Raw genomic sequence first — 21154 nt, 5'->3', positions numbered from 1 at the left:
CAAGAGGCCAAACCCATGAAACCTGTCGCCCTGCTGCGAAGCATTCTGTTCGTCAATGCCAGCCTGCTGGCCCTTCACCTTGGCGCCACGCCACTCACGCCACTGCCCCCGCAGCTGACACCCGTGGGTGCCGAGCGTGCACCCAGCAGTGATGGCCGCATACCGGCCTGGAGCGGGGGGCTGCAACCGGGGCAGGTCTCGCTGGCGGTCAACGGCACGCCACTGGACCCCTACGCCGATGAGCAGCCGCTGTACACCATCACTGCGCAGAACTACCCGCACTATCGCGAGCAGCTCACGGCAGGCCAGGTGGCGCTGTTCGAGCGTTACCCCAGCTCTTTTCGCCTGCCGGTCTACCCGTCGCACCGCAGTGTCGCGGTGCCCGCTCGGGTGAGCGAGTGGGCCAGGCACAACGCCGCCAGCGCCCATCTGGTCAATGACGGCAACGGCGTGCAGGGTTTTGCCGGGGTACTGGCGTTTCCGCTGCCACGCAATGGCCTGCAGGTACTGTGGAACCACCTGACGCGGCCACGCAACGGCAGTTACAGCTTGGCGTCGGACAGCATCACCCCGCGTCGTGATGGTCGCTTCGTCATGTTCAGCGCGCAGCAAACCTTCGCCCGGCCCGATGTGCTGCCCGGCGGCCAGGCAAGCAACGTACTGTATTACCTGAGCTACCGCATGACCGCGCCATCGCGCCTGGCAGGTGATGCCTTGGTGTTGCACGAAACCCTCGACCAGGTCGCCCAGCCGCGCCTGTCGTGGTTGTACAGCAGCAGCCAGCGGCGCGTCAGGCGCGCGCCTGCAGTGGCCTATGACAACATCAGCCCGGGCACTGCCGGGCTGCGCACCGCCGACAGCCGCGACATGTTCAACGGTGCCCCCGACCTTTACCACTGGACCCTGGTCGGCAAAAAAAACCTGCACGTACCCTACAACAGTTATCGCCTGGCTTCGCCACAGCTCAGCTACACCGCGCTGATCGGCCAAGGCCACGTCAACCCGCAGCCAACACGCTACGAATTGCACCGGGTATGGGAGCTGGTCGGTACCCTCAAACCTGGGGCCGAGCACATCTATGCCAGCCGCCGCTATTACCTGGACGAGGACAGCTGGGCCATCGTCGAGGCAGACTTCTTCGACCACCAAGGGCGGCTGTGGCGCACGGCCCAGGCGCACAGTTACTACCATGTCACCGGGCAGGCACTGGTCAACGCCATGGAGGTGATCTACGACCTGCGCAGCGGGCGTTACCAACTGTCGGGCCTGACCAACGAGCAACCCAAGCCGTTCACCTTCGATCTGCGCACCAGCGCTTCGTACTTCTCACCTGGGGCGCTGCGCAGCCAAGGGCTGCGTTGAGCACCCAGGGCCACACACAGGACAGCCGATGAGTTCCGATCACCATTACAGCGCCTGGGAGCGCTGGTTGCTGGGGCCTGGCAAGCCACCTGACCCGCGCTTCACCCTGGCCAATGAACGCACCTTTCTGGCATGGCTACGCACCGCCCTGGCACTGCTGGGTGGTGCCATTGCCCTTGAAACCTTTGCCGCGCATGCCTGGCCACAGTCCGGGCGCCTGGCCATGGAGTTCGCGTTGCTGCTGGCGAGCCTGCTGGTAAGCCTGGGGGCTGGGTGGCGCTGGCTGGTGGTGGAACGCGCACTGCGTCGCGATGCGCCATTGCCGCTGCCACGGCTGGTACCGCTGCTGAGCGTGGCCTGCGCGCTGGCCTGCGCGGCACTGGTGCCGCTGTTATGGGGGCGTTGGCATGGCTGACGGCACTGTCGACACCGGTTTGCAGGCCGAGCGTACGGTGTTGGCCTGGCGACGAACACAGTTGTCTTTACTGGTGCTGGCTTGCCTGGCATGGCGCGGCGGCATGGAGGCTGTGGCGGGCGCGGCAGTGTTGTTGGCGCTGCTGGGCAGGGTACGCGAACGCGCCATCTACCGCCGCGGCCTGGCCATGTTGCGCAGCGAGCGCGGCTGGGCAGCTGCGCGCACCGTACCGCTGACTGCATTACTGGTGGCCGGGTTGGTGCTAGGGGTGTGGTTGCGCCGCACTGCTTAGCGCGGCGCTATTGCGTGCTCAGGGCGTGACGATATTGAAGCGCCCGTCAGGCTCATCCAGCCCAGCCATGAAGCGCATGAACTTCATGCGCTCACCGCTGATGTCGATACCTCCCGCTTTGGCTTCCTTGAGAAAACCGGTCTGCTTCAGGGCGATGCGGTCCAGGGTGGCCTTGCTCATGTTGATCTGCACATCCGCTTTGGCGTGTTGCGCGTGATCGCGGTGGGTGAGCACGCCGTTGCGCAGGGTAAGGGCGTAGGTTTCGTTCAGGTCGGTGAAGCGCCAGTTGATGGTCAGGTCCTGCTCTGCCGCCTTGGCTGCATCGACGCGCACACCCAGGTAGTCGAAGAACAGCGTCGGGGTCAGTGCGCGTACCAGGTCGTCGGCGCTGCCGCCTTTGCTGGCACCGGCCGCTACGCCGTTGCGCAGTTCCTGCGCACCGGTCAGGTAAGCGTTGCGCCAGGTGGCGTTCTCGCTCTGGTAGCCCAGTTGCTCCAGGGCATCGGCTTGCAGGTCACGTGCAGCGCTGTTGTCCGGCTGGGCGAACACCAGGTGCCGGGTGAGCTCCGCCACCCAGCGGTAGTCACCCTTGCCGTACGCCTCGCGCGCCAGTGTCAGCACCCGCTCGCTGCCGCCCAGCGCCGCCACGTAGCGCTGGCCTGCCTCGCTTGGCGGCAAGGGGTTTAGGGTCGCCGGGTTGCCGTCGTAGAAGCCCATGTAGCGCTGATACACCGCCCGCACGTTGTGACTGAGCGAGCCGTAGTAGTCGCGGCTGTACCATTTGCTGGCCAGCCGGGGTGGCAGCGAGGTCAGTTCGGCCGCAATCTCGGTAGGGGTCAGGCCGCGGTTGAGCAGGCGCAGCGTCTGGCTGTCGAGGAAGGCGTACATGTCGCGCTGATCGGCCAGGTACTCACGGATCGCCGCGCCGCCCCAGGTTGGCCAATGGTGCTGGGCGAACACCACCTCGGCCTGATCGCCGTAGCGCAGCAGCGACTGGTCCAGGTAGTGCGCCCAGACCTTGGCATCGCGCACCTGTGCGCCACGCAGGGTCAGTATGTTGTGCTGCACATGGGAGGCGTTTTCGGCCATGCACAGGGCTTTGAACGCAGGGAACCACAGGTTCATCTCGGCGGGTGCTTCAGTGCCGGGCGTGAGCTGGAACTCGATATCGACGCCGTCGATACGCAGGGTTTCGAACGGTTTTTCGATCAGCCGAGTCGGGGCGATAAGGCTGACTGTGGCATTGGCCGGCACACCCTTGCCCAGCCCCGCGTCAACCTGGCCGCGTGGCCCGCGTGGCAGCGGCGCACCATACATGTACTGCGCCCGGCGCTTCATCGCCGGCCCGGCCAGTACGTTCTCGCTGATGGCATGTTCGAAGAAACCTTGAGGGGCAATGACCTGGACCTTGCCGGCCTTTACGTCGGCCTCGTCGACCACCCCGCGCACGCCGCCGAAATGATCGACGTGTGGGTGGGTGTAGATCACCGCCACCACCGGGCGTTGCGGGCGATGCCTGAAGTACATGGCCAGCCCGGCCCGGGCGGTCTCGACCGACAGCAGCGGGTCCATCACGATCAGCCCGTGCTCGCCTTCGATCAAGGTCATGTTGGCCAGGTCCAGGCCGCGTACCTGGTAGATGCGGTCGGTGACCTTGAACAACCCGGCGATGGTATTGAGTTGGGCGATGCGCCACAGGCTGGGGTTGACCGTTGCCGGTGCCTCGCCCTTGAGGAAGGCGTAGCGCTGCAGGTCCCAGACCGTTTTGCCATCGGCATTGAGCACCGCCTGGTCGACGCTTTCCAGCAGGCCGCGGCGGGCGTTGTCGAAGTCAGCCCGGTCGTCGAAGGGCAGGCGCTGCAGCCATTGCTGGTTGCTTTGGCGCGTCAGGTCGGTGGCATCGTTGGCCGGCGCCTGGGCAAGCACCGCGGAGGGCAGGGCGAGGGCCAGCAGGGTGGGCAGGTAGCGTAGGCGCATGGGGTGGTCCTTGTTGTTATGGGGGCAACCACTCTAAGGACAGAGGTTGCCGGCAAACCAATACCACTCTTGCATGGGTGGCCATACCTGAATGCGATGGCTCAGCCGCTGCGAATGTCCATGATGCGCGCTACCAGCCAGGCCAGTGCCGGGTCGTGCTGACGGTGGGCAAGGTACACCAGTTCAAGCTCGAAGGGCTCCAGGGCGAAAGGCAGGTCAAAGACCTGCAAGGGCAGTAGCTGGGCGAAATGGCGGGCCAGTGCGGTGGGCAAGACCACGCACAGGTCGGAGCTGGCGGCCAGGTGCGCGGCCTGCAGGTAATTGGGCGTGGTGTAGGCAATGCGCCGCGCCAGGCCCTGTTCGGCCAGCCACTGGTCGACCATGCCCCGGGTCTGGCCGCCGTGTACCCATAAGTGACGCAAGCCCAGGAAGGCTTGCAGATCGAGCGCGCCATCGACCTCTGGGTGCCCCTGGCGCACCGCCACGTGCAGGGTTTCGCTGCGCCAGTGGCGGCGCTCGTAGCGCGCCGGCACATCGTCGAAGCGCCCCAGCACCAGGTCGAGTTCACCACGGTCGAGGGCATCGGCCGGCAGGTTGGGTGCCAGGTGCAGCACATCCACGCGCAAGTGCGGCGCCTGGGTTTGCAGGGTGGCGAGCAACCTGGGCATGCACAATTGTTCGGCAAAGTCGGTCAGGGCAATGCGCAGTTGCCTGTGGCTGCGGCCCGGGTCGAAGCTGTCGCCGGCGCCGAGCGTCTGCTCGATCTGTTGCAGCGCCGCGCGAATCGGCCCTTCCAGGGCCAGGGCGCGTGGGGTAGGGCGCATGCGTCGGCCAACCCGCACCAGCAGCGGATCACCGAGCACGTCGCGCAGGCGCGCCAAGGCGTTGCTCACTGTAGGCTGGGTCAGGGCCAGACGCTCGGCAGCGCGTGACACGTTCTGTTCACGCAGCAGCATGTCCAGCACGCGCAGCAAGTTGAGATCGAAGTTGGATATATTCATGTGAAAAATACATGGGATGGAAAATTAGAATTTCAAAAATAGTAGGCGCCTGACTAGGGTGAGGGCAATGCCTTCACCTACCGAATCAGGAGTGTCACGCGTGAGTACTTCCTACAACGTTCAGCAGACGGCCGTGATCGGGGCCGGGACCATGGGCCGCGGCATCGTCATCAGCCTGGCCCGTGCCGGGCTGCCTGTGCTGTGGCTGGACAACGACCCCAGCGCCACCGAGGCAGGCCTTGCCATGCTCGCGCAGACTTGGGCCCAGCAGGTCGGCAAAGGCCGTATCGACCAGGCCCAGGCCGATGCCTGCCTGGCGCGGGTGCGGCAGGTAACGGCCTACACCGAGCTGGCCGAGGCCGACCTGGTGATTGAAGCGGTGTACGAAAACCTGGCGCTCAAGCAAGAGATCTTCCGCGCCCTGGACAGCACGCTCAAGCCTGAAGCGATCCTGGCCAGCAATACCTCGGCGCTGGACATCGATGCCATCGCCGCCGTCACCGGGCGGCCTGAACAGGTGTTGGGGCTGCACTTTTTCAGCCCGGCGCATGTGATGAAGCTGCTGGAGGTGGTGCGCGGGCAGCTTACCGCGCCCGCAGTGCTGGACGCGGCTGTGGCGCTGGGCCAGCGCATGGGCAAGGAGGTGGTGGTGGCAGGCAACTGCCCCGGTTTCATCGGCAACCGCATGCTGCGTACCTATGTCGCCGAGGCCCGGCAGTTGCTGCTCGAGGGCGCCACACCGCGGCAGGTGGACGAGGCGCTTCAGGGGTTCGGCTTTGCCATGGGCCCGTTCCGCATGTATGACGTGGTCGGCATCGACCTGGAGTGGCGCGCACGTCAACTGGCCGGGGAGGGGATGGATGCCCCGTTGGTCCAGGTCGACAATGCTTTGTGCGCGCTCGGCCGTTTCGGGCAGAAGGTTGGCCAGGGCTATTACCGTTACGCACCCGGCAGCCGCGAAGCCTTGCATGACCCCGAGGTCGATGCCTTGGTGCTCAAGATCGCTCAGGACCTGGGTGTGCGTCGGCGTGCGATCGACGACGAAGAGATCCGTGAGCGCTGCCTGCTGGCGCTGGTCAATGAAGGGGCGAAGATTCTCGAACAGGGCATAGCCGGTGGTAGCCAGGACATCGATCGGGTTTACCTGCATGGCTACGGCTTCCCGGCAGAGACGGGCGGGCCGATGTGCTGGGCCGATCGACAAGGGCTGGGGATGCTGCTGGCAAGGTTGGAGCGGCTGCAAGGCCTGTTTGGCGAACATTGGCGCCCGGCTGGTCTTTTGATGCGGCTGGCGGCGGCTGGCAAACAGCTGGCTGACGTGAGCGAGGGCCGCGCATGAACTACCGAGCCCCCCTGCGTGACATGCAGTTCGTCCTGCATGAAGTCTTCGATGTGACGCAACATTGCGCCCGCCTGGGCAACGGCCTGGACCGTGAAACCATCGATGGCATCCTTGAACAAGGCGCCCGCTTTGCCAGCGAGGTGGTGGCCCCGCTCAATCGCCAGGGCGACGAGCAGGGCTGCCGCCTGGAGCAGGGGCAGGTGCTGACCCCCGAAGGCTTCCGCCAGGCCTACCGGCTGTATGTCGAGCAGGGCTGGGGCGGCATGACCGGCCCGGCCGAGCACGATGGCCAGGGCCTGCCGCAGATGGTTGCAGCCTGCTTTCACGAAATGCTGATGAGCGCCTCGCTGGCGTTTCGTATCTATTCGGGCCTCACCGAGGGTGCTGTGCTTGCCCTGCACCGGCATGGCAGCCCGGCGCTCAAGCGCGACTACCTGGGCAAACTGGTCAGCGGCGAGTGGGCCGGCACCATGTGCCTGACCGAGCCGCAGGCTGGCACCGACCTGGCGCTGCTGCGTACCCGTGCCGAGCCGCAAGGCGATGGCAGCTATCGCATCAGTGGCAGCAAGATCTTCATCAGCGGCGGCGACCAGGACCTGACCGACAACATCATCCACCTGGTGCTGGCCCGCCTGCCCGATGCGCCGGCCGGAGTGCGCGGCATCAGCCTGTTCCTGGTGCCCAAGTTCGAGTGCGCGGCTGACGGTGGACCGGGCGTGCCCAACGCGCTGGGCTGCGGTGCCCTCGAGCACAAGATGGGCATCAAGGGGGCTGCCACCTGCGTGATGAACTTCGACGGCGCCCGCGGCTGGCTGGTGGGTGAGGCCAACCAGGGCCTGGCCTGCATGTTCACCATGATGAACGATGCGCGCTTTCAGGTGGGGCTGCAGGGGCTGGGCATTGCCGAAGCCGCGTTCCAGGGCGGCCTGACCTATGCCCGCGAGCGCTTGCAGTCGCGCAGCCTGGCCGGCCCGGTGGCGCCCGAGCGCAGCGCCGACCCGATCATCTGCCACCCTGATGTGCGGCGCATGCTGCTCACCCAGAAGACCCTCAGCGAGGGCTGCCGGATGCTGGCGGCCTACGCTGCCCAGGCGCTCGACCTGGAGCAGGGTGCGGCGCAGCCTGAAGTGCAGGCCGCCGCCGGGCGTCGGGCAGCGCTGCTGATTCCGGTGGTCAAGGCCTTCCTCACCGATGTCGGCCAGGAGGTCGCCAGCCTGGGCGTGCAGCTGTATGGCGGCCATGGCTACATTCGCGAGTGGGGCATGGAGCAGTTGATGCGCGACAGCCGGATCACCCAGCTGTATGAGGGTACCAATGGCATCCAGGCCTTGGACCTTGTGCGCCGCAAGGTACTGGCCGACGGCGGCGAGCAGCTGCGCCTGTTGATCGATGAACTGCTGGAGGCGGCGCACGAGTGCCGCGCAGATGACCTGACAGGGATGGCCGAGGCAGTGACCCTGCGCTTGCAGGAGTGGCGCAACCTGAGCGCCGAGGTGCTCGACGCATGCCGCTGCGACCCCCAGGAAATTGGAGCGGTGTCGGTCGATTTTCTTGCCTATTCAGGCTATGTGCTGCTGGCTGCGTTGTGGCTGCGGGCGGCCGAGCGGGCCAGTGCGGCACTGGCCGTCGGCAGCGGCGACAGCGCGTTCTACCAGGCCAAGTTGCACGCAGCGGACTTTTACTGGCGGCGCATCCTGCCGCGCGCAAGTGCCCACTGTGAGGCGTTGCGTGGCGGCGCCCAATGCCTGATGAGCCTGGATGAAGCGCACTTCGCCTTCTGATCGCTGTGCCGTTCACCCACAAGAACAAAAGGAACATGAACATGCAGCCATTCAGTTTTGCCACCACCGCCCAGCTGCTCTGTGAACCGGGCGCCGCTGGCCGCCTGGCCCAGCTGTGCCAGCAACGCGGCGTGCGCCGTGTGCTGATCGTCACCGACCCCGGTATCGTCAGCCTGGGGATGCTTGACGATGTACTGCCTGGCTTCACCCAGGCGAACCTGAGCGCGGCGATTTTCAGTGACGTCAGCGCCGACCCCAGCCATGCCTGCGTGCTGGCTGCCGTCTGCCGGGCCCGGCATATCGGTGCCGAGCTGATTGTCGGTTTCGGTGGCGGCAGCTCCATGGACGTCGCCAAACTGGTGGCGCTGCTGGCCCACCCAGGGTGCGACCAGACCCTGGAGGCGGTGTATGGCATTGACCAGGCCAAGGGCCAGCGCCTACCCCTGATCCAGGTGCCCACCACCGCCGGCACCGGTTCGGAGGTCACGCCCATTGCCGTGATCACCACCGGCGAGTGCGCCAAGATGGCGGTGATTTCACCGCTGCTGCTGCCTGACCTTGCGCTGCTCGATGCCGAGCGCACCCTGGGCCTGCCACCGGCGATCACCGCCGCCACGGGCATCGACGCGATGGTCCATGCCATCGAAGCCAGCACCAGCAAGTTCAAACGCAACCCACTGTCCAGCTTGCTGGCTCGCGAGGCCTTGACACTGCTGGCAGGCAACCTCGACCAGGCGGTGCACAACGGCGGTAATCTGCAGGCCCGTCAGGCCATGCTGCTGGGGGCCTGCCTGGCCGGCCAGGCGTTCGCCAACGCACCGGTGGCTGCGGTGCACGCCTTGGCCTACCCGCTGGGGGCGCGTTTTCACGTACCGCACGGGCTGGCCAATGCCTTGGTGCTGCCGCATGTTATGCGCTTCAACCGTAGCGAGGCATTCGCCGACTACGCGGCGCTGGCGCCGGCGCTGTTGGGCGAGCGGCTGGTGCCTGGCGGCCCCCATGAGTTGTGCAGCCAGTTCATTGCCGAGCTGGAGCAATTGGCACCACGCTGCGGCTTGCCGAGCCGGTTGCGTGATGTCGGCGTGCCCCGCCACAGCTTGCAACAGCTTGCTGAAGAGGCCCTGCAGCAGCAGCGCCTGCTGGTGAACAACCCGCGCAAGGTCACCCTCGCCGATGCCGTCGAACTTTACCAGGCGGCGTTCTGATCATGGCCAGGGAACGCCCGCTACGCGGCGCCTATCGCCACTTCCAGCCGATCACCACGCGCTGGCACGACAACGACCTGTATGGGCATGTGAACAATGTCGTCTACTACGGGTTTTTTGACAGCGCCGTGAACACCTGGCTGATCGAGCATGCCGGTCTGGATATCCACCGCGACCCGGTCGTGGCCTATGTGGCCGGGTCTGCTTGTGACTACTTCGCCGCGGTCGCCTTTCCGCAACGCATCGAAGTGGGTATCGCGGTCACGGGCACAGGTAACAGCTCGGTGCACTACGCGCTGGCCGTGTTCGTCGAGGGCGAGCCTGAAGCGTGCGCAGCCGGTCGCTTTACCCATGTGTTCGTTGACCGTCGTGAGCAGCGCGCGGTTGCCATACCAGGCAAGGTGCGCAGGGCCTTGGAACTGTTGGCTGTTTGAGGTCATCTGGGGGCGCTCGATTGACGCCCCCCCACCCCAGTCAGGCCCCCGAACGCCTCGCCCAACTTCCGCCCAGGCCATAACAATCCGGCATGGCACTGATCCGAAGACGCTATTTGTGAGCCCGCTTTCACTGCCCCGATAATCCACATTACCGATACCGCCAGCCTGGGCGGCCGGTACCTCATCTGTGGTACCCCACCTTTCACTCTCGAATAAAACAACAAGAGGTTAAGAGTGAGCGTATACATCCATTTCTGCCGGCGCCAAGCGCCGCTGGCGGCTCTATGCTGCCTGCTCGCCACCCCGGCGGCTGCCCTGCAATTCCAGGCCGGCCCGCTCGAAGGCCGCTTCGATACGGCGCTTTCGTTCGGCACCGCCGTCAGTACAGCCAACCCCGACAAGCAACTGTTGCAGGCCGCCAACAGTAATGACGGCCGGCGGAACTACCGCTCGGGTGATGTGTTCTCGGCCATTTTCAAAGCAACCCATGACCTGGAACTGCAGCGGGACAACGTTGGGGTGTTTCTGCGCGGCACCTACTGGTATGACACGGTGCAACGCGACCACAGCCAGCGTGCTGTCGACATCGACGACCACAACCGCCAGGCATCGGCCAAAACCGCCGCAGCGGAACTGCTCGATGCGTTTGCCTATGCCCTCTACGACATCGACGGTGAGCCCGGCTCAGTGCGCCTTGGCAATCAGGTGGTGAACTGGGGCGAAAGCCTCTTCATTCAGGGTGGCCTGAACGTGATCAGCCCGTTCAATCAGGCCGCACTGCGCCGGCCAGGCTCGGAAGTCAAAGACGCGCTGGCGCCGGTCAACCTGTTGTATGTCACGCAAAACATCAACCAGGCCCTGTCATTCGACGCCTTCTACCAACTGGACTGGGAGCAGACCCGGCTGGACAACTGTGCGACCTTCTTCTCCGGCAATGACTTCATGCCCGAGGGCTGCCAAGGCCTGGATGTCGGTGGGCAGATGGTCACCAACCCGGGGGTTTCCCAAGCGCTGGCGTCCATGGGCGTGACGCTTGCCGATGAGGGCGTGCGCGTGCCGCGCGGGGCCGACCAGGATGCGCGCAATGGAGGCCAATGGGGTTTTGCCTTGCACTGGTATGTCCAGTCGCTGGATACCGAGTTTGGCCTGTTCGCGGCCAACTACCACAGCCGCTCTCCCTACCTGGGTACCGTCAGCAGCCGCTACTTCGCCAATACCGGTTTTGCCAGGGACTTGTGCGGCAACATTGGCGTGCCCCTGTCCGGCTGCGGTGCCTTCCTGGCTTCGAGCGCGGGGCAGACCTTGGCCGGCGCCCTGCGCATGGGAACCTCGCAGTACCTGGCGCAGTACCCTGAGGATATCCGGCTCTACGGCATCACCTTCGCCACCACCCTGCACAACGGTACCGCTGTGCAGGGGGAGTTGAGTCACCGCCCCAACCAGCCGGTGCAGCTCAACGGCAACGATGTACTGCAGTCGCTGCTCAACGCCCCGGGCCGCAGCCCGCTCAACGCCGAAGGCCTGCGCCCTTCGACCGACGATACGTTGTTCGACGGTTATCGACGCAAAGAGGTGACCCAGGCCCAAGTGTCGGCAGTGCAAGCGTTCAGCCAGGTCATGGGGGCCAACCAGCTGCTGTTGATGGGGGAGGTGGGCGCAACCTATGTGGGTGGGCTCGAGGGGCGTTTCGGGCCGCGCTATGGCCGCTCCGGGGCCTACGGCAACGGCGAGCTGGCCGACAACAGCCTTTGCCAGGCAATTTCGAAAAGCCCTGGCGACTGCAACGGCGAAGGGTTCGTCACGCCGTTTTCCTGGGGCTACCGCCTGCGCGCGACCTGGAGCTATCAGAACCTGGTCCCGGGCGTGGACATCCGTCCCAACCTGGCCTGGTCCCACGATGTGAAAGGCTATTCGCCTGCCGACGGCTCGGGCTTCAATGAAGGCTCGCGCTCGATCAGCCTGGGCGTCGACGTGGCGCTGGCCAGCAAGTACTGGGCAAGCCTTGCCTACACCGATTATCTCGATGGCGATTACGGCACCCGCGGCGACCGCGACTATGTGGCATTCAGCGTGGGCGCCAACTTCTAGACCAACCCAGGAGCAAGACAATGTCCAAACGCAGCATGCACGCTTCACCCGCCAACCTGCCGGCCATCGCTCTGATGCTGGCCAGTACACTTGCCCCGGGCATGGCCAGCAGCGCACCGGCAGAGCAGGGCGTGATGCAAGGGTTTCCACCCGCACCGCAGTTGCGCGTGAACCAGGCCAACGCGTTCCAGCCACCTTACCTGCGCTGGTCCATGCGCCACGCCCGCGAGGTTTCGCCGACCCGGGGCATCGGCCGCGCTTCCACACCGTTAGCCTTGCCAGCAGGCACCGAGCTGCCACTGGACCAGGTGGCGTTCAATGCCGGCGAGCAGCCCCTGACGTTGGCGAGCTACCTGCAACAGACCAGCACTGACGGGCTTATCGTGCTGCACCGTGGCCAGGTGGTGTACGAGCGTTATCTGGAGGGCTTCCAACCCGGCCAGCCGCATATCTGGGCCTCGATGACCAAGTCGGTGACTGGCCTGATCGCCGCCCAACTGATCGCCGAAGGCACGCTGGACCCGCAACGTACACTGGCGCATTACGTGCCGGAACTCAGCGGCACGCCGTTTGGCGAGGCGACGGTGCAAGCCAACCTCGACATGCAGGTGGCTGTGGAGTACCCGCCGCAAGTGCCGCCGGACCTTGGGCTGTTTGCCGCTACCGGGTTGATACCTCGGGCCGAGGGCATGCCGGGGGATATCTACAGTTTCCTCCAGCACGCACGAAAGGCGTCCGGCTCAGGCGCCAAACCGTTGTTCTTCTACCAGAACGGCTCACCCGAAGCGTTGGCCTGGGCGCTGCGGCGCATCACCGGGCTGAACTGGGCCCAACTGGTTGAACAACGTATCTGGTCACGCTTTGCCCAGGACGATGCCTATGTTCAAGTCGACCCGCTCGGTACCGAGATGGCCAGCGGCGGTATCAGCTGCAACCTGCGCGACAGCGCGCGCTTCGCCGAACGGGTGCGTCGTGAGCTGGCCCGTGACGTCAAGGATGACAGTTTCAATCAAGCGGTGCGCAGCACTTTCCAGCCCGCCGACCCGGCGTTGTTTGCCCAAGGCAACCTTGCCCCCGGCCGCCCGGGCTACGCTTATCGCAACTACTGGTTCCAGAAAAACGATGGCGACGGCTCAGTCGAGGCCAGCGGGCGCTTCGGCCAGAAAATCTATATCAACCCGCGCCGCGAAGTGGTGATCGTCAAGCTCTCGGCCACTGCCGACCAGGCCCGGCGCGCCACCCGTGCCGACGGTGAGGCGAAAGTCACTGCGCGCGTGGTGGACTCGCCGGCGACGTTCAACGGCATGGTCACTGCGGTGTTGGCGGCGCTGCCGGGTTGAGCGGTGTGGGGCGCCTGGCAAACCGTTATCATGCCTGCCATGTTGATGTGCTGTTCAACGCCCTATACCAGCTTCACTGCGCCGGAGATGCGACATGAACATTGATTGGATCAACTTCACACCTTGGAGTGCTTTGGGGGGAGGGGCCTTGATCGGGCTGGCCGCCAGCCTGTTCATTCTGGCCAATGGTCGCATCGCCGGCATCAGCGGCCTGCTTGCAGGTGTGATGCAATGGGGCAGTGAGGGCTGGGGCGAGAAGGCGCTGTTTCTTCTCGGCCTGCTGATCGCGCCATTGGTGTGGGGGCTGTTCGCCGTGCTGCCGGAAATCGAGATCGACACCTCGTGGCCGGCGTTGGTGATTGCCGGGCTGCTGGTTGGCCTTGGGACACGGTACGGCTCAGGCTGTACCAGTGGCCACGGTGTGTGTGGAGTCTCGCGCTTGTCACCCCGTTCAATCGTGGCCACGGTGTGCTTCATGGCCAGCGGTTTTGCGACCGTGTACGTCATCCGCCATGCGCTGGGGGCCTGAGAATGAGCAAGTTGACAGCTTTTTTCGCCGGCTTGATCTTTGGTCTTGGCCTGTTGTTGGCAGGCATGGCGAACCCCGCCAAGGTGTTGGCTTTTCTCGATGTGGCCGGGGCCTGGGATCCGTCACTCGCACTGGTGATGGCAGGGGCCATCGCGGTGGCGGCTGCTCCGCTGAACTGGGCACGCAAACACAAGCGGTCGTTGCTTGGCGCCCCCATGCAGATACCTGTGAAAAGGGAGCTGGACGCCCGCCTGATCGGTGGCAGCCTGGTGTTTGGCGTAGGCTGGGGCATTGCCGGCATCTGCCCGGGGCCTGCGGTCGCCATCTCGCTTACCGGGCACTGGCAGGTACTGGTATTCGTAGTGGCAATGCTGGCGGGGATGTATGCGTTCACTGTGCTGCAGGGGCGGCGTACGTCCTGATGGCAGGCTCGCCACCTGTTTGAATCGACTGAGTCATGAAAAGGAAGACAGGCAAATGGATATCCGTTGCACTTCACTGGGCGAAGTCCGCCAGTACATCGATGAAATAGACCGCTCTCTCGTTTCGCTTCTCGCCAAACGGGGAATGCTCGTGGCTCAGGCCGCGAGCTTCAAAAAAACCACCGACGACGTGCGTGCGCCTGCGCGGGTCGAAGAAGTCATCGACAAGGTCCGTGCAATGGCGGACGAAACCGGTGCCTCGGCAGAGGTTGTGGAACAGGTTTACCGTGCCATGATTTCTGCGTTCATTGCCCAGGAACTGGATACCCACGCCAAGCTTGTCGCCCAAGGATCGGACTGTTAGTCAGGATCAAGGCAAGCAGCCTGATCTACCTCATCATGGTCTGAGTCACGTGGGTCAACTGGGCGATGTGTTCGTCATCGTTAAGCAGCGTGCCCAGTCGTTGATAATTTTGCGCGCGGGAACCTTTCTTGAGGCGCTCAGTCTGAGCCGAGCCCTTCAATTGGCATTACTGCCGACATCCCTCCTGAGCCGTTCGCCCATGCGCCACGCTGCCCGCTGCTCCGCCATTTTTTCGCTTTGCCTCATCCCCTTGCTCTCCCTGTTCGTCAGCCCCGTCCATGCCAGCGGGGAAAGGCAACTGGTAGAGGCCATCAACGACTACCGCGCCCAACCGCAGCGCTGCCAGAGACGTTTGGTTCAGGTGTCGACGCCGCTGGTCCTAAAGTCGACGCTGGCGTTGCCTGCCGGCTATAGCGGTGGTTTGCGGGAAGGGTTGAAGGCTGTCGGCTACCAGGCGGTGAAGGTGCGGGCCATCCGCCTGGTCGGCGCCCGGGATGCCGAGGAGGCCTTTGACATGCTGCGCAGCGACTACTGCGCTGCCTTGCTCGATAGCCAGTTTGCCGATATTGGTATCAGTCGCGACCGGAACGTGTGGCGGGTAGTGTTGGCGCGCCCCTTGCTCGATGCCCAGCTCGGCAATGGTCAATCCGTTGGCAAAGCGTTGCTGGCACAGGTCAACGCAGCACGGTCGAAGCCGCGTCTGTGTGGCCGCCAGCGCTTCGCCGCTGCACGTCCGGTGGCCTGGAATACCGCCCTGGGCGCGGCGGCGCAGCGACACAGTCGGGCGATGGCGAACGCCAATTTCTTCGCGCACCGCGACCCCAACGGCGATCTACCGGCAGACCGGGCGCGCGATGCCGGGTACCGTGGGCGCCAGATCGGCGAGAATATTGCTGCCGGGCAGGGGGCTGCAAGCAAGGCGATGGCAGGCTGGCTGGCCAGTCCCGGGCATTGTGCCAATCTGATGAACCCGATGTTTACCCAGGTAGGTGCTGCTTTTGCCGCGAACTCGCGTAGCGATGAGGGTGTGTACTGGACGATGCTGTTCGGCGCGCCTTGAAAGAGCGCGCGCCCTGGGGGCAAATTCACCTACGGTAGGTGCTGGGGCCAGGATGATGGCTTAGCTCGCCATCACTTCGTCGATCGCCTGCTCAAGGGTGCTGACCGTGCGCTCGATATTGTGCAGTTTTTCGAGCCCGAACAGACCGATGCGGAAGGTCTGGAAATCGGCGGGTTCGTCGCATTGCAACGGCACTCCGGCGGCGATCTGTAGGCCGTGGTCGGCAAATTTCTTACCGGTCTTGATACCCGCATCGTCGGTGTAGCTCACCACTACGCCAGGGGCCTGAAAACCGGCAGCAGCCACGCTTTTGATGCCTTTGCGGGTCAACATGGTGCGCACCCGATCGCCCAGAGCCTGTTGTTCGCCGCGGACCTTATCGAAACCGTAGGCCTGCATCTCGTTCATCACGTCGTTGAATCGCGCGAGCGAGTCGCTGGGCATGGTCGCATGGTAGGCATGCCCGCCCTGTTCGTAGGCCTGCATGATCTGAAGCCACTTTTTCAGGTCGCAGGCAAAGCTGCTGCTACGCGTCTGCTCCACGCGCTCCAGGGCCAACGCGCTGAACATCACCAAGGCACAGCAAGGGGAGGCGCTCCAGCCTTTCTGCGGTGCGCTGATCAGCAAGTCCACTGCACATTTCTGCATATCAACCCAAAGCGTGCCGGAGGCGATGCAGTCCAGCACGAACAAGCCACCCACTTCATGCACGGCGTCGCCGACTGCCCGGACGTATTCGTCGGGCAGGATAATCCCTGATGAGGTTTCAACGTGGGGGGCGAAGACCATCTGCGGCTTCTGCGCCTTGATGGCTGCCAGGACTTCGTCAAGAGGTGGTGGGGCGTAAGCCGCTTGGCGACCCGTGTCTATCGGCCGGGCTTTCAGCACCGTTGTGGCTGCCGGAATGTTGCCCATCTCAAGGATCTGGCTCCAGCGATAACTGAACCAGCCGTTGCGTATCACCAAGCATTTCTGGCCGGTGGCAAACTGCCGTGCCACCGCTTCCATGCCGAAAGTGCCGCTCCCTGGTACCACCGCAACAGCCTGGGCGTTGTAGACCTGTTTCAGGGTCTTGGAAATGTTTTTCATCACGCCTTGAAATGCCTGTGACATGTGATTGAGCGAGCGGTCGGTGTAGACCACCGAGTACTCGACCAGCCCCTCAGGATCAATACTGGGATAAAGCGTTGACATAGGTGACTCCTTTGGCATGGATGTCAGTGGTATCGACCCCGCCCCAAGCTTTGGCAAATGACAGGACGGGGCGGGACTGATGTGGCGTCAGTTAAACGGCAGTTACCACCATAGCTTGGGGAAGGCACATTGCGATGCGCCAAGCTGTAATTCTTCAGGATTGAGGTCTCAGCATGGAATGTTACTTCGTGCCGCCACGAGCAGAGATGCAGCAGCGATTAGCCGCGTAGTTCTAGCCGCCCTGCGTGAGTCAAATTCACAGGACTACCCGCCTGATGTGATCGTTAAGGATTAGCCCAGACTATCTATGCTCATCGCCTCGATCTGGGGCTGCAACTGCAACGCTTGCGCTCTTGGCGTGATGAAAGCTGGCAGCGTTGCCGCCGGCTGCTCCTGTTAGAGCGGTAGGCATTTACGGATGACGTTGGTATTGATGCCGTGGCTGGTGGCGAGACTGGAGTTCGCCGTACGCCTACCCGGTTACAGATGTCTGTTACGGGCCGACAGCAGTCGGTCGCGACTGACCGCTGTCGACCCAAAGCGGACGGTCACAACAGACAGCAATCGGCGAGGAGCGGTCGGTCTGGCCTTAAGTAAATGCGTCCCTTTTTTTACGAACTCAAAGATCCCTCAGCATTAACCACTGCTCCTGGCCCCAGGCCTCAAAACACTCCTGCACATGCCATCCACGCTTGGCGTAGTAGTCGCTGCGATCATGGGTGTGCAAGTACAGCCGTGTCGTGCCTTTAGCCTTTGCTGCGGCGCAGATGCCTTCTATCAGTTGTTCCGCCAGGCCTCGCTTTCTTGCCTGCGGGGCGATAAAGACACAGGCGAGCCAGGGGCCCAGTTCCGGGCGTTCGGCGAAATCGTTGGCGGCAAGTGTGGCACCGCCGAGTAGCTGATCATTCTCCAGGGCGATCAAGCATTGCCAGTTGCCGTTGCCCTGGCCTTCGGCAAACTCGCACTGCCATTCTGTCAATGGCTGTTCAATGAATTCGTAAGCAAACTGTCGATGCAGCCACTGAGCCAGGGTGTTGCTGTGTTGCATATGATCGCGCAGCCAAACCAGGCGAGGCATGTGGGGTTCTCCTTATCCATTTGTGATCAGTACGCACATGTGGCCGCAGGCAAGGAATACGGTCAAGTGAAACGCGCGATTCCGATCAGCTCGGAAAGGGTGCGGATTTATTTATAGGACGAACTGGCAGCTTCTGGGCGGTTTTCTGCCATTCGCCACCGGCAGCTATGGGGCGACAGCAGCCGGTCGCAGACTGACTGCTATCGACGCGCTATACCTGTGCGAGCCGCGCTTGCCGGCGATGGGCCGCGAAGCGGCCCCGGTTACAGATGTCCGCCATAGTCGGGCTGTTCAGCCCTTAGTGCATCATGCCCAGCTCGGCATCATCCATCAGTGCTTTGGCCAACGCACTCAGGTAGTGCGAAGCCCAGATCAGCTGTGGTTTATCTTCCATCAAGCCTTCGATGGTCAGGTCCCGCACATAGCCCATCAGCTCTGAAGCCTGTTCGCGGGCATTCTGGCAAGGGATGCCCGCTTCGATGCGAAACAGTGGGTGGGTCTGGTTTTCACCCTGGTAGAACGTGGTCTTGCCGACAGTGACTTTGGTGTCGTCTGGGGTCATTGCGTATTCTCCCTGAAGGTTTAGGGCCTGGGCGAACGTCATGACGGGCAACCCGCCTTTAGCTCAGCACCGGTCTCACGCAGCGCGCTGTGCGTATGGGCTTGCCGGCGATAGCGCCCACCCAGGCAAAACAGGCTTAACGGCCTAGTGCAGGGTGCGCGGCTCGGGCGGCATCTGTAGCTGGATCAGGGCTGATTCGAGCAGTACGCGTAGCGACTCGAGCTCATGCATCGAGGCCATCATCAGAACCGAGGCGGGCGTTCTGGGCTGTAGCGAAACAGCCTGCTGCGCCACGCTTTGCGCGCACAGGGCGAACTCCGCAGCCTGGATGATCGTGTCTTCGAGGGAGTGGTGGTTGTGGGGTGGATCGGGGACCATTTTGAGCATTGCATAGTACCTTCAATTAGGCGGTCACCTATCCGCTGTCAAACAGAAGGGTGGCAGCTGTACATGGGTTGACAGACCGGCGGACTATGCAAGTTCCGGCGCACGCAAGCGTGCCCGCACGTACAGCCGCCATTGAAGGCAAGCCGTATGCATAATACCGTCGCGGCCTGTCAAAGCCGATCGCTGAACAACAGCGACCCGCCGAGACTAGAATGCAGCCCAAGCGACCGCAACGGAAAAAGTGCGGCGAGAGTATGTTTGGGAAATGGACTACAAGGAAGAGGGAAAATCTGATTTCTTGGTGTTTCCAGCGCTCAACATGCGGGGTATTGATCGGTCTATGTCAACCGATCTCGTGATGAATCGATGTTACTGAAACGACGGCCATCCGGCGCTGCTGGCGCTGGACGTCACCACCCTGGCAGGCGGTCAGCCGATCGTGGTCGACGGGAAGGTGATCGGTGCGGTGGGCGTGAGCACCCCGGTATGGGCCCACGATGATCCGATCTCGCAAGCTGTTGTGGTGTCTCACTCAGCGCAACGCAGCCGGTCGAGCCGTTAACGCTACGCTGTAGTGGATCACCGAAAGATCGATAGCGGTCACCCCTGACTGCTATCGATAGCTGCCCATGGTAGTGGGCTGCTGGCGAACGCCGAAGTACTCCATTTCGTCAGACGTGATGCCGTGTTTTTAGAATTTCACTGTGTAATCTACATTGACTCTCGTTTCGTTGTCGTCTCTGAAGGTTGCCGCTGAGCTCAGATCGTTTCGGTAAAATGCATGCCGGACGCGAAACGCTAAATCTCTGGCTGGTCCAGACTGTACGACGTAAGAAAGCTCCAGGTCTTTCGAAGACTCTGTAAGGTCGCTGCCTCCGAGATGGGGCAAATCAATATTCGTTCCCCTTAGATAGCGGATCATGCCCGTGAGCCCCGGAATACCCATCGCCACAAAGTTGTAATCGTATCGCAGAAGCATTGTGCGTTCTTTGGGGTTCACGAAATCCGCGCTCATGGTCCCATCACTCAGAACGACAGGCTCGCCTCCAGCGAGATAGGCGAAGGCCGTATCTCCGGTTTGATACATGTAGCCCACTCCAAACGTATGCCCACCCGTTTGGTAGCTCAGGGTCAGGCCGGCATTAAGGTTGTCTACTTTGCCAGCCTCTGCACGCCCGTTCTCTCGGCTGTCGAACACTCGCAACTCCGTTTTCAACTTACCCCGCCCAGCTGCAATAGAATGAATACCTCCAATGAAGTCCTGCTCATAGATATTTTCAAGATTTGCGTGGTAATAACGCGCTGTGAAATTTTCTGAAACGCGGTATTCGCCACCCAGGTAGTCGAAGCGATCAGAGAATACGCCAGGCTTGAACCGTCCGTTCGGTGAAGCCATTGCGATGAGCTGGTTGTTTGTCGAGTCCCGAAGGTTGACTCGATCCATCCGCCCGGCCTGTAACGTGAGGTGCTCAATCTCTGAGCTCGTTATTGACGCGCCCCTGAAAGTTTGAGGCAGGAGGCGTGCAGGGCTAGCAGTGATCACGGGAAGTGCGGGAAGTTGCGTGCCTACTGAAAGGTTCGTTTGTGAGAATCGAGCTTTCACCGCAACGCCGAGTTCAGAGTACGCGTCTTGTGCTCTGCGCGTCTGTGGATCTATAGGCAGCAGTTGGGTGCCCGATCGTTCAGGTGACGAATCAAGTTTCACCCCAAGCATCCCTGTGAGATCCAGGCCCAAGCCTACGGGGCCATCGGTGTAGCCAGAGTTCGCTTTGATAATGAAGCCTTGAGCCCATTCACGAACTGCCGAAACGGATGAGTCCCCTTTGTAATCTCGATCGAGATAGTAATTCCGGGTGGTCAGGGCAACCGTACTGTCTTCAAAAAAAGCTGCTGAAACAACAGTGCTCATGCAAAGCGATGGCACGCCTAGCGCAAACAGCGGCAAGCAATCGGCAAAACGTCGCATCGGATTTACCTTCTTGTTTTGGTTTTTTGGTATTTCAGAGGCTTGTGGCAGCGTGTAGTGCTTTGGGTGGAGTTATTCTCAGCAGGGCGACAGCTATAGCGGCGAGAACGAACGTCATTGCGAACACCATGTACAAATCAGAAGGGGTCCATTGCGCGTCGATCAGACGTCCAGCTACAAGAGGGGAGGCAATTGCTCCCGCACGACCGATGCCGATACCCCAACCCAAGCCAGTCACACGCTGGCTAGCGTCGTATATGGAAGGTGTCACCGCGTAAAGCCCCGCCACATGTTGCCGCTGACCGAAAACTGACCCAGTAGAGGCTGTTCTGCCGACTGAAAACTGACCCAG

The 21154-nt window shown here is 62.7% G+C and carries 21 protein-coding genes and 1 pseudogene; 15 read left to right on the top strand and 7 right to left on the bottom strand.

The annotated features are described in order from the left end of the window. Positions 1–15 precede the first annotated feature (15 nt). From ACEWE8_RS20910 to ACEWE8_RS20900, 3 genes are read left to right on the top strand one after another with little or no spacing between them, the layout of a single operon-like run. Complete coding sequence (locus ACEWE8_RS20910; protein ID WP_046785765.1) at positions 16–1362, top strand: DUF1329 domain-containing protein; 1347 nt, start codon at positions 16–18, stop codon at positions 1360–1362. A 28-nt stretch (positions 1363–1390) separates the two neighbouring features. Further along, positions 1391–1777, top strand: a complete 387-nt coding sequence (locus ACEWE8_RS20905) for a YidH family protein (protein WP_012314999.1) — start codon at positions 1391–1393, stop codon at positions 1775–1777. Continuing rightward, complete coding sequence (locus ACEWE8_RS20900; protein WP_046785766.1) at positions 1770–2069, top strand: DUF202 domain-containing protein; 300 nt, start codon at positions 1770–1772, stop codon at positions 2067–2069. Before ACEWE8_RS20905 ends, ACEWE8_RS20900 begins: the two co-directional genes overlap by 8 nt. A gap of 18 nt (positions 2070–2087) precedes the next feature. Here the strand turns inward: ACEWE8_RS20900 and ACEWE8_RS20895 are convergent, their stop codons facing one another. Then, positions 2088–4046 carry an alkyl/aryl-sulfatase gene (locus tag ACEWE8_RS20895; protein WP_251962843.1) on the bottom strand — a complete coding sequence of 653 codons (1959 nt, stop codon included), beginning with the start codon at positions 4044–4046 and terminating at the stop codon, positions 2088–2090. A gap of 101 nt (positions 4047–4147) precedes the next feature. Continuing rightward, positions 4148–5047: a LysR family transcriptional regulator gene (locus ACEWE8_RS20890; RefSeq protein WP_046785767.1), complete on the bottom strand. Its 900-nt coding sequence runs from the start codon at positions 5045–5047 to the stop codon at positions 4148–4150. 100 nt (positions 5048–5147) lie between these two features. Here ACEWE8_RS20890 and ACEWE8_RS20885 point away from each other — a divergent pair, with 100 nt between their 5' ends. The 10 genes from ACEWE8_RS20885 (at position 5148) to ACEWE8_RS20840 (ending at position 15615) form a co-directional block, all read left to right on the top strand. Then, on the top strand, positions 5148–6386 hold the full coding sequence (locus ACEWE8_RS20885) for a 3-hydroxyacyl-CoA dehydrogenase (protein WP_046785768.1): 1239 nt from the start codon (positions 5148–5150) through the stop codon (positions 6384–6386). Continuing rightward, positions 6383–8170 (top strand): acyl-CoA dehydrogenase C-terminal domain-containing protein, encoded by a 1788-nt coding sequence (locus ACEWE8_RS20880; RefSeq protein WP_046785769.1) that lies wholly within the window; start codon positions 6383–6385, stop codon positions 8168–8170. The genes ACEWE8_RS20885 and ACEWE8_RS20880 overlap by 4 nt, the downstream gene beginning before the upstream one ends. Before the next feature lie 41 nt (positions 8171–8211). Next, positions 8212–9375 carry an iron-containing alcohol dehydrogenase gene (locus tag ACEWE8_RS20875; RefSeq protein ID WP_046785770.1) on the top strand — a complete coding sequence of 388 codons (1164 nt, stop codon included), beginning with the start codon at positions 8212–8214 and terminating at the stop codon, positions 9373–9375. 2 nt (positions 9376–9377) lie between these two features. Further along, positions 9378–9809: a thioesterase family protein gene (locus ACEWE8_RS20870; protein ID WP_046785771.1), complete on the top strand. Its 432-nt coding sequence runs from the start codon at positions 9378–9380 to the stop codon at positions 9807–9809. Positions 9810–10046: 237 nt separating this feature from the next. After that, positions 10047–11900, top strand: a complete 1854-nt coding sequence (locus tag ACEWE8_RS20865; protein ID WP_046785772.1) for a DUF1302 domain-containing protein — start codon at positions 10047–10049, stop codon at positions 11898–11900. 20 nt (positions 11901–11920) lie between these two features. Then, complete coding sequence (locus ACEWE8_RS20860) at positions 11921–13240, top strand: serine hydrolase (protein WP_046785773.1); 1320 nt, start codon at positions 11921–11923, stop codon at positions 13238–13240. 94 nt (positions 13241–13334) lie between these two features. Beyond that, positions 13335–13769, top strand: coding sequence for a YeeE/YedE family protein (locus ACEWE8_RS20855; protein ID WP_046785774.1), 435 nt, complete (start codon positions 13335–13337; stop codon positions 13767–13769). 2 nt (positions 13770–13771) lie between these two features. Then, complete coding sequence (locus ACEWE8_RS20850; protein WP_046785775.1) at positions 13772–14191, top strand: DUF6691 family protein; 420 nt, start codon at positions 13772–13774, stop codon at positions 14189–14191. Positions 14192–14246: 55 nt separating this feature from the next. Then, positions 14247–14555 carry a chorismate mutase gene (locus tag ACEWE8_RS20845; protein WP_046785776.1) on the top strand — a complete coding sequence of 103 codons (309 nt, stop codon included), beginning with the start codon at positions 14247–14249 and terminating at the stop codon, positions 14553–14555. Between the two features lie 199 nt (positions 14556–14754). After that, complete coding sequence (locus ACEWE8_RS20840) at positions 14755–15615, top strand: CAP domain-containing protein (RefSeq protein WP_367904102.1); 861 nt, start codon at positions 14755–14757, stop codon at positions 15613–15615. A 60-nt stretch (positions 15616–15675) separates the two neighbouring features. Here ACEWE8_RS20840 and ACEWE8_RS20835 read toward each other — a convergent pair whose 3' ends face one another. Beyond that, positions 15676–16809, bottom strand: a complete 1134-nt coding sequence (locus tag ACEWE8_RS20835; RefSeq protein WP_046785778.1) for an aminotransferase class V-fold PLP-dependent enzyme — start codon at positions 16807–16809, stop codon at positions 15676–15678. A 178-nt stretch (positions 16810–16987) separates the two neighbouring features. On the opposite strand from ACEWE8_RS20835, the pseudogene ACEWE8_RS20830 reads away from it, so the two are divergent. Then, positions 16988–17098: pseudogene (locus ACEWE8_RS20830) on the top strand (GNAT family N-acetyltransferase); the annotation flags it as partial. A gap of 330 nt (positions 17099–17428) precedes the next feature. Here ACEWE8_RS20830 and ACEWE8_RS20825 read toward each other — a convergent pair. From ACEWE8_RS20825 to ACEWE8_RS20815, 3 genes are all read right to left on the bottom strand, one after another. Further along, positions 17429–17887, bottom strand: coding sequence for a GNAT family N-acetyltransferase (locus ACEWE8_RS20825; protein WP_046785779.1), 459 nt, complete (start codon positions 17885–17887; stop codon positions 17429–17431). Between the two features lie 298 nt (positions 17888–18185). Beyond that, complete coding sequence (locus ACEWE8_RS20820; protein ID WP_161872817.1) at positions 18186–18449, bottom strand: DUF3077 domain-containing protein; 264 nt, start codon at positions 18447–18449, stop codon at positions 18186–18188. A 144-nt stretch (positions 18450–18593) separates the two neighbouring features. Further along, positions 18594–18836: a hypothetical protein gene (locus ACEWE8_RS20815; protein WP_012314969.1), complete on the bottom strand. Its 243-nt coding sequence runs from the start codon at positions 18834–18836 to the stop codon at positions 18594–18596. 394 nt (positions 18837–19230) lie between these two features. Between ACEWE8_RS20815 and ACEWE8_RS20810 the strand changes: the two genes are divergently transcribed. Continuing rightward, entirely contained in the window at positions 19231–19398 is a 168-nt protein-coding gene (locus ACEWE8_RS20810) for a heme-binding protein (protein WP_395589365.1), read from the top strand. A gap of 129 nt (positions 19399–19527) precedes the next feature. On the opposite strand, the gene ACEWE8_RS20805 is transcribed toward ACEWE8_RS20810, so the two are convergent. Beyond that, positions 19528–20802, bottom strand: a complete 1275-nt coding sequence (locus ACEWE8_RS20805) for an OprD family porin (RefSeq protein WP_367904251.1) — start codon at positions 20800–20802, stop codon at positions 19528–19530. Positions 20803–21154: the final 352 nt, after the last annotated feature.

Origin of the sequence: Pseudomonas sp. TR47, assembly GCF_044143025.1 — a bacterium.
In the GTDB taxonomy this organism is placed as follows: Bacteria; Pseudomonadota; Gammaproteobacteria; order Pseudomonadales; family Pseudomonadaceae; genus Aquipseudomonas; species Aquipseudomonas putida_E.
Note: the sequence above shows the minus strand (reverse complement) of the source record. Positions and strands in the feature narration are given on the sequence as shown.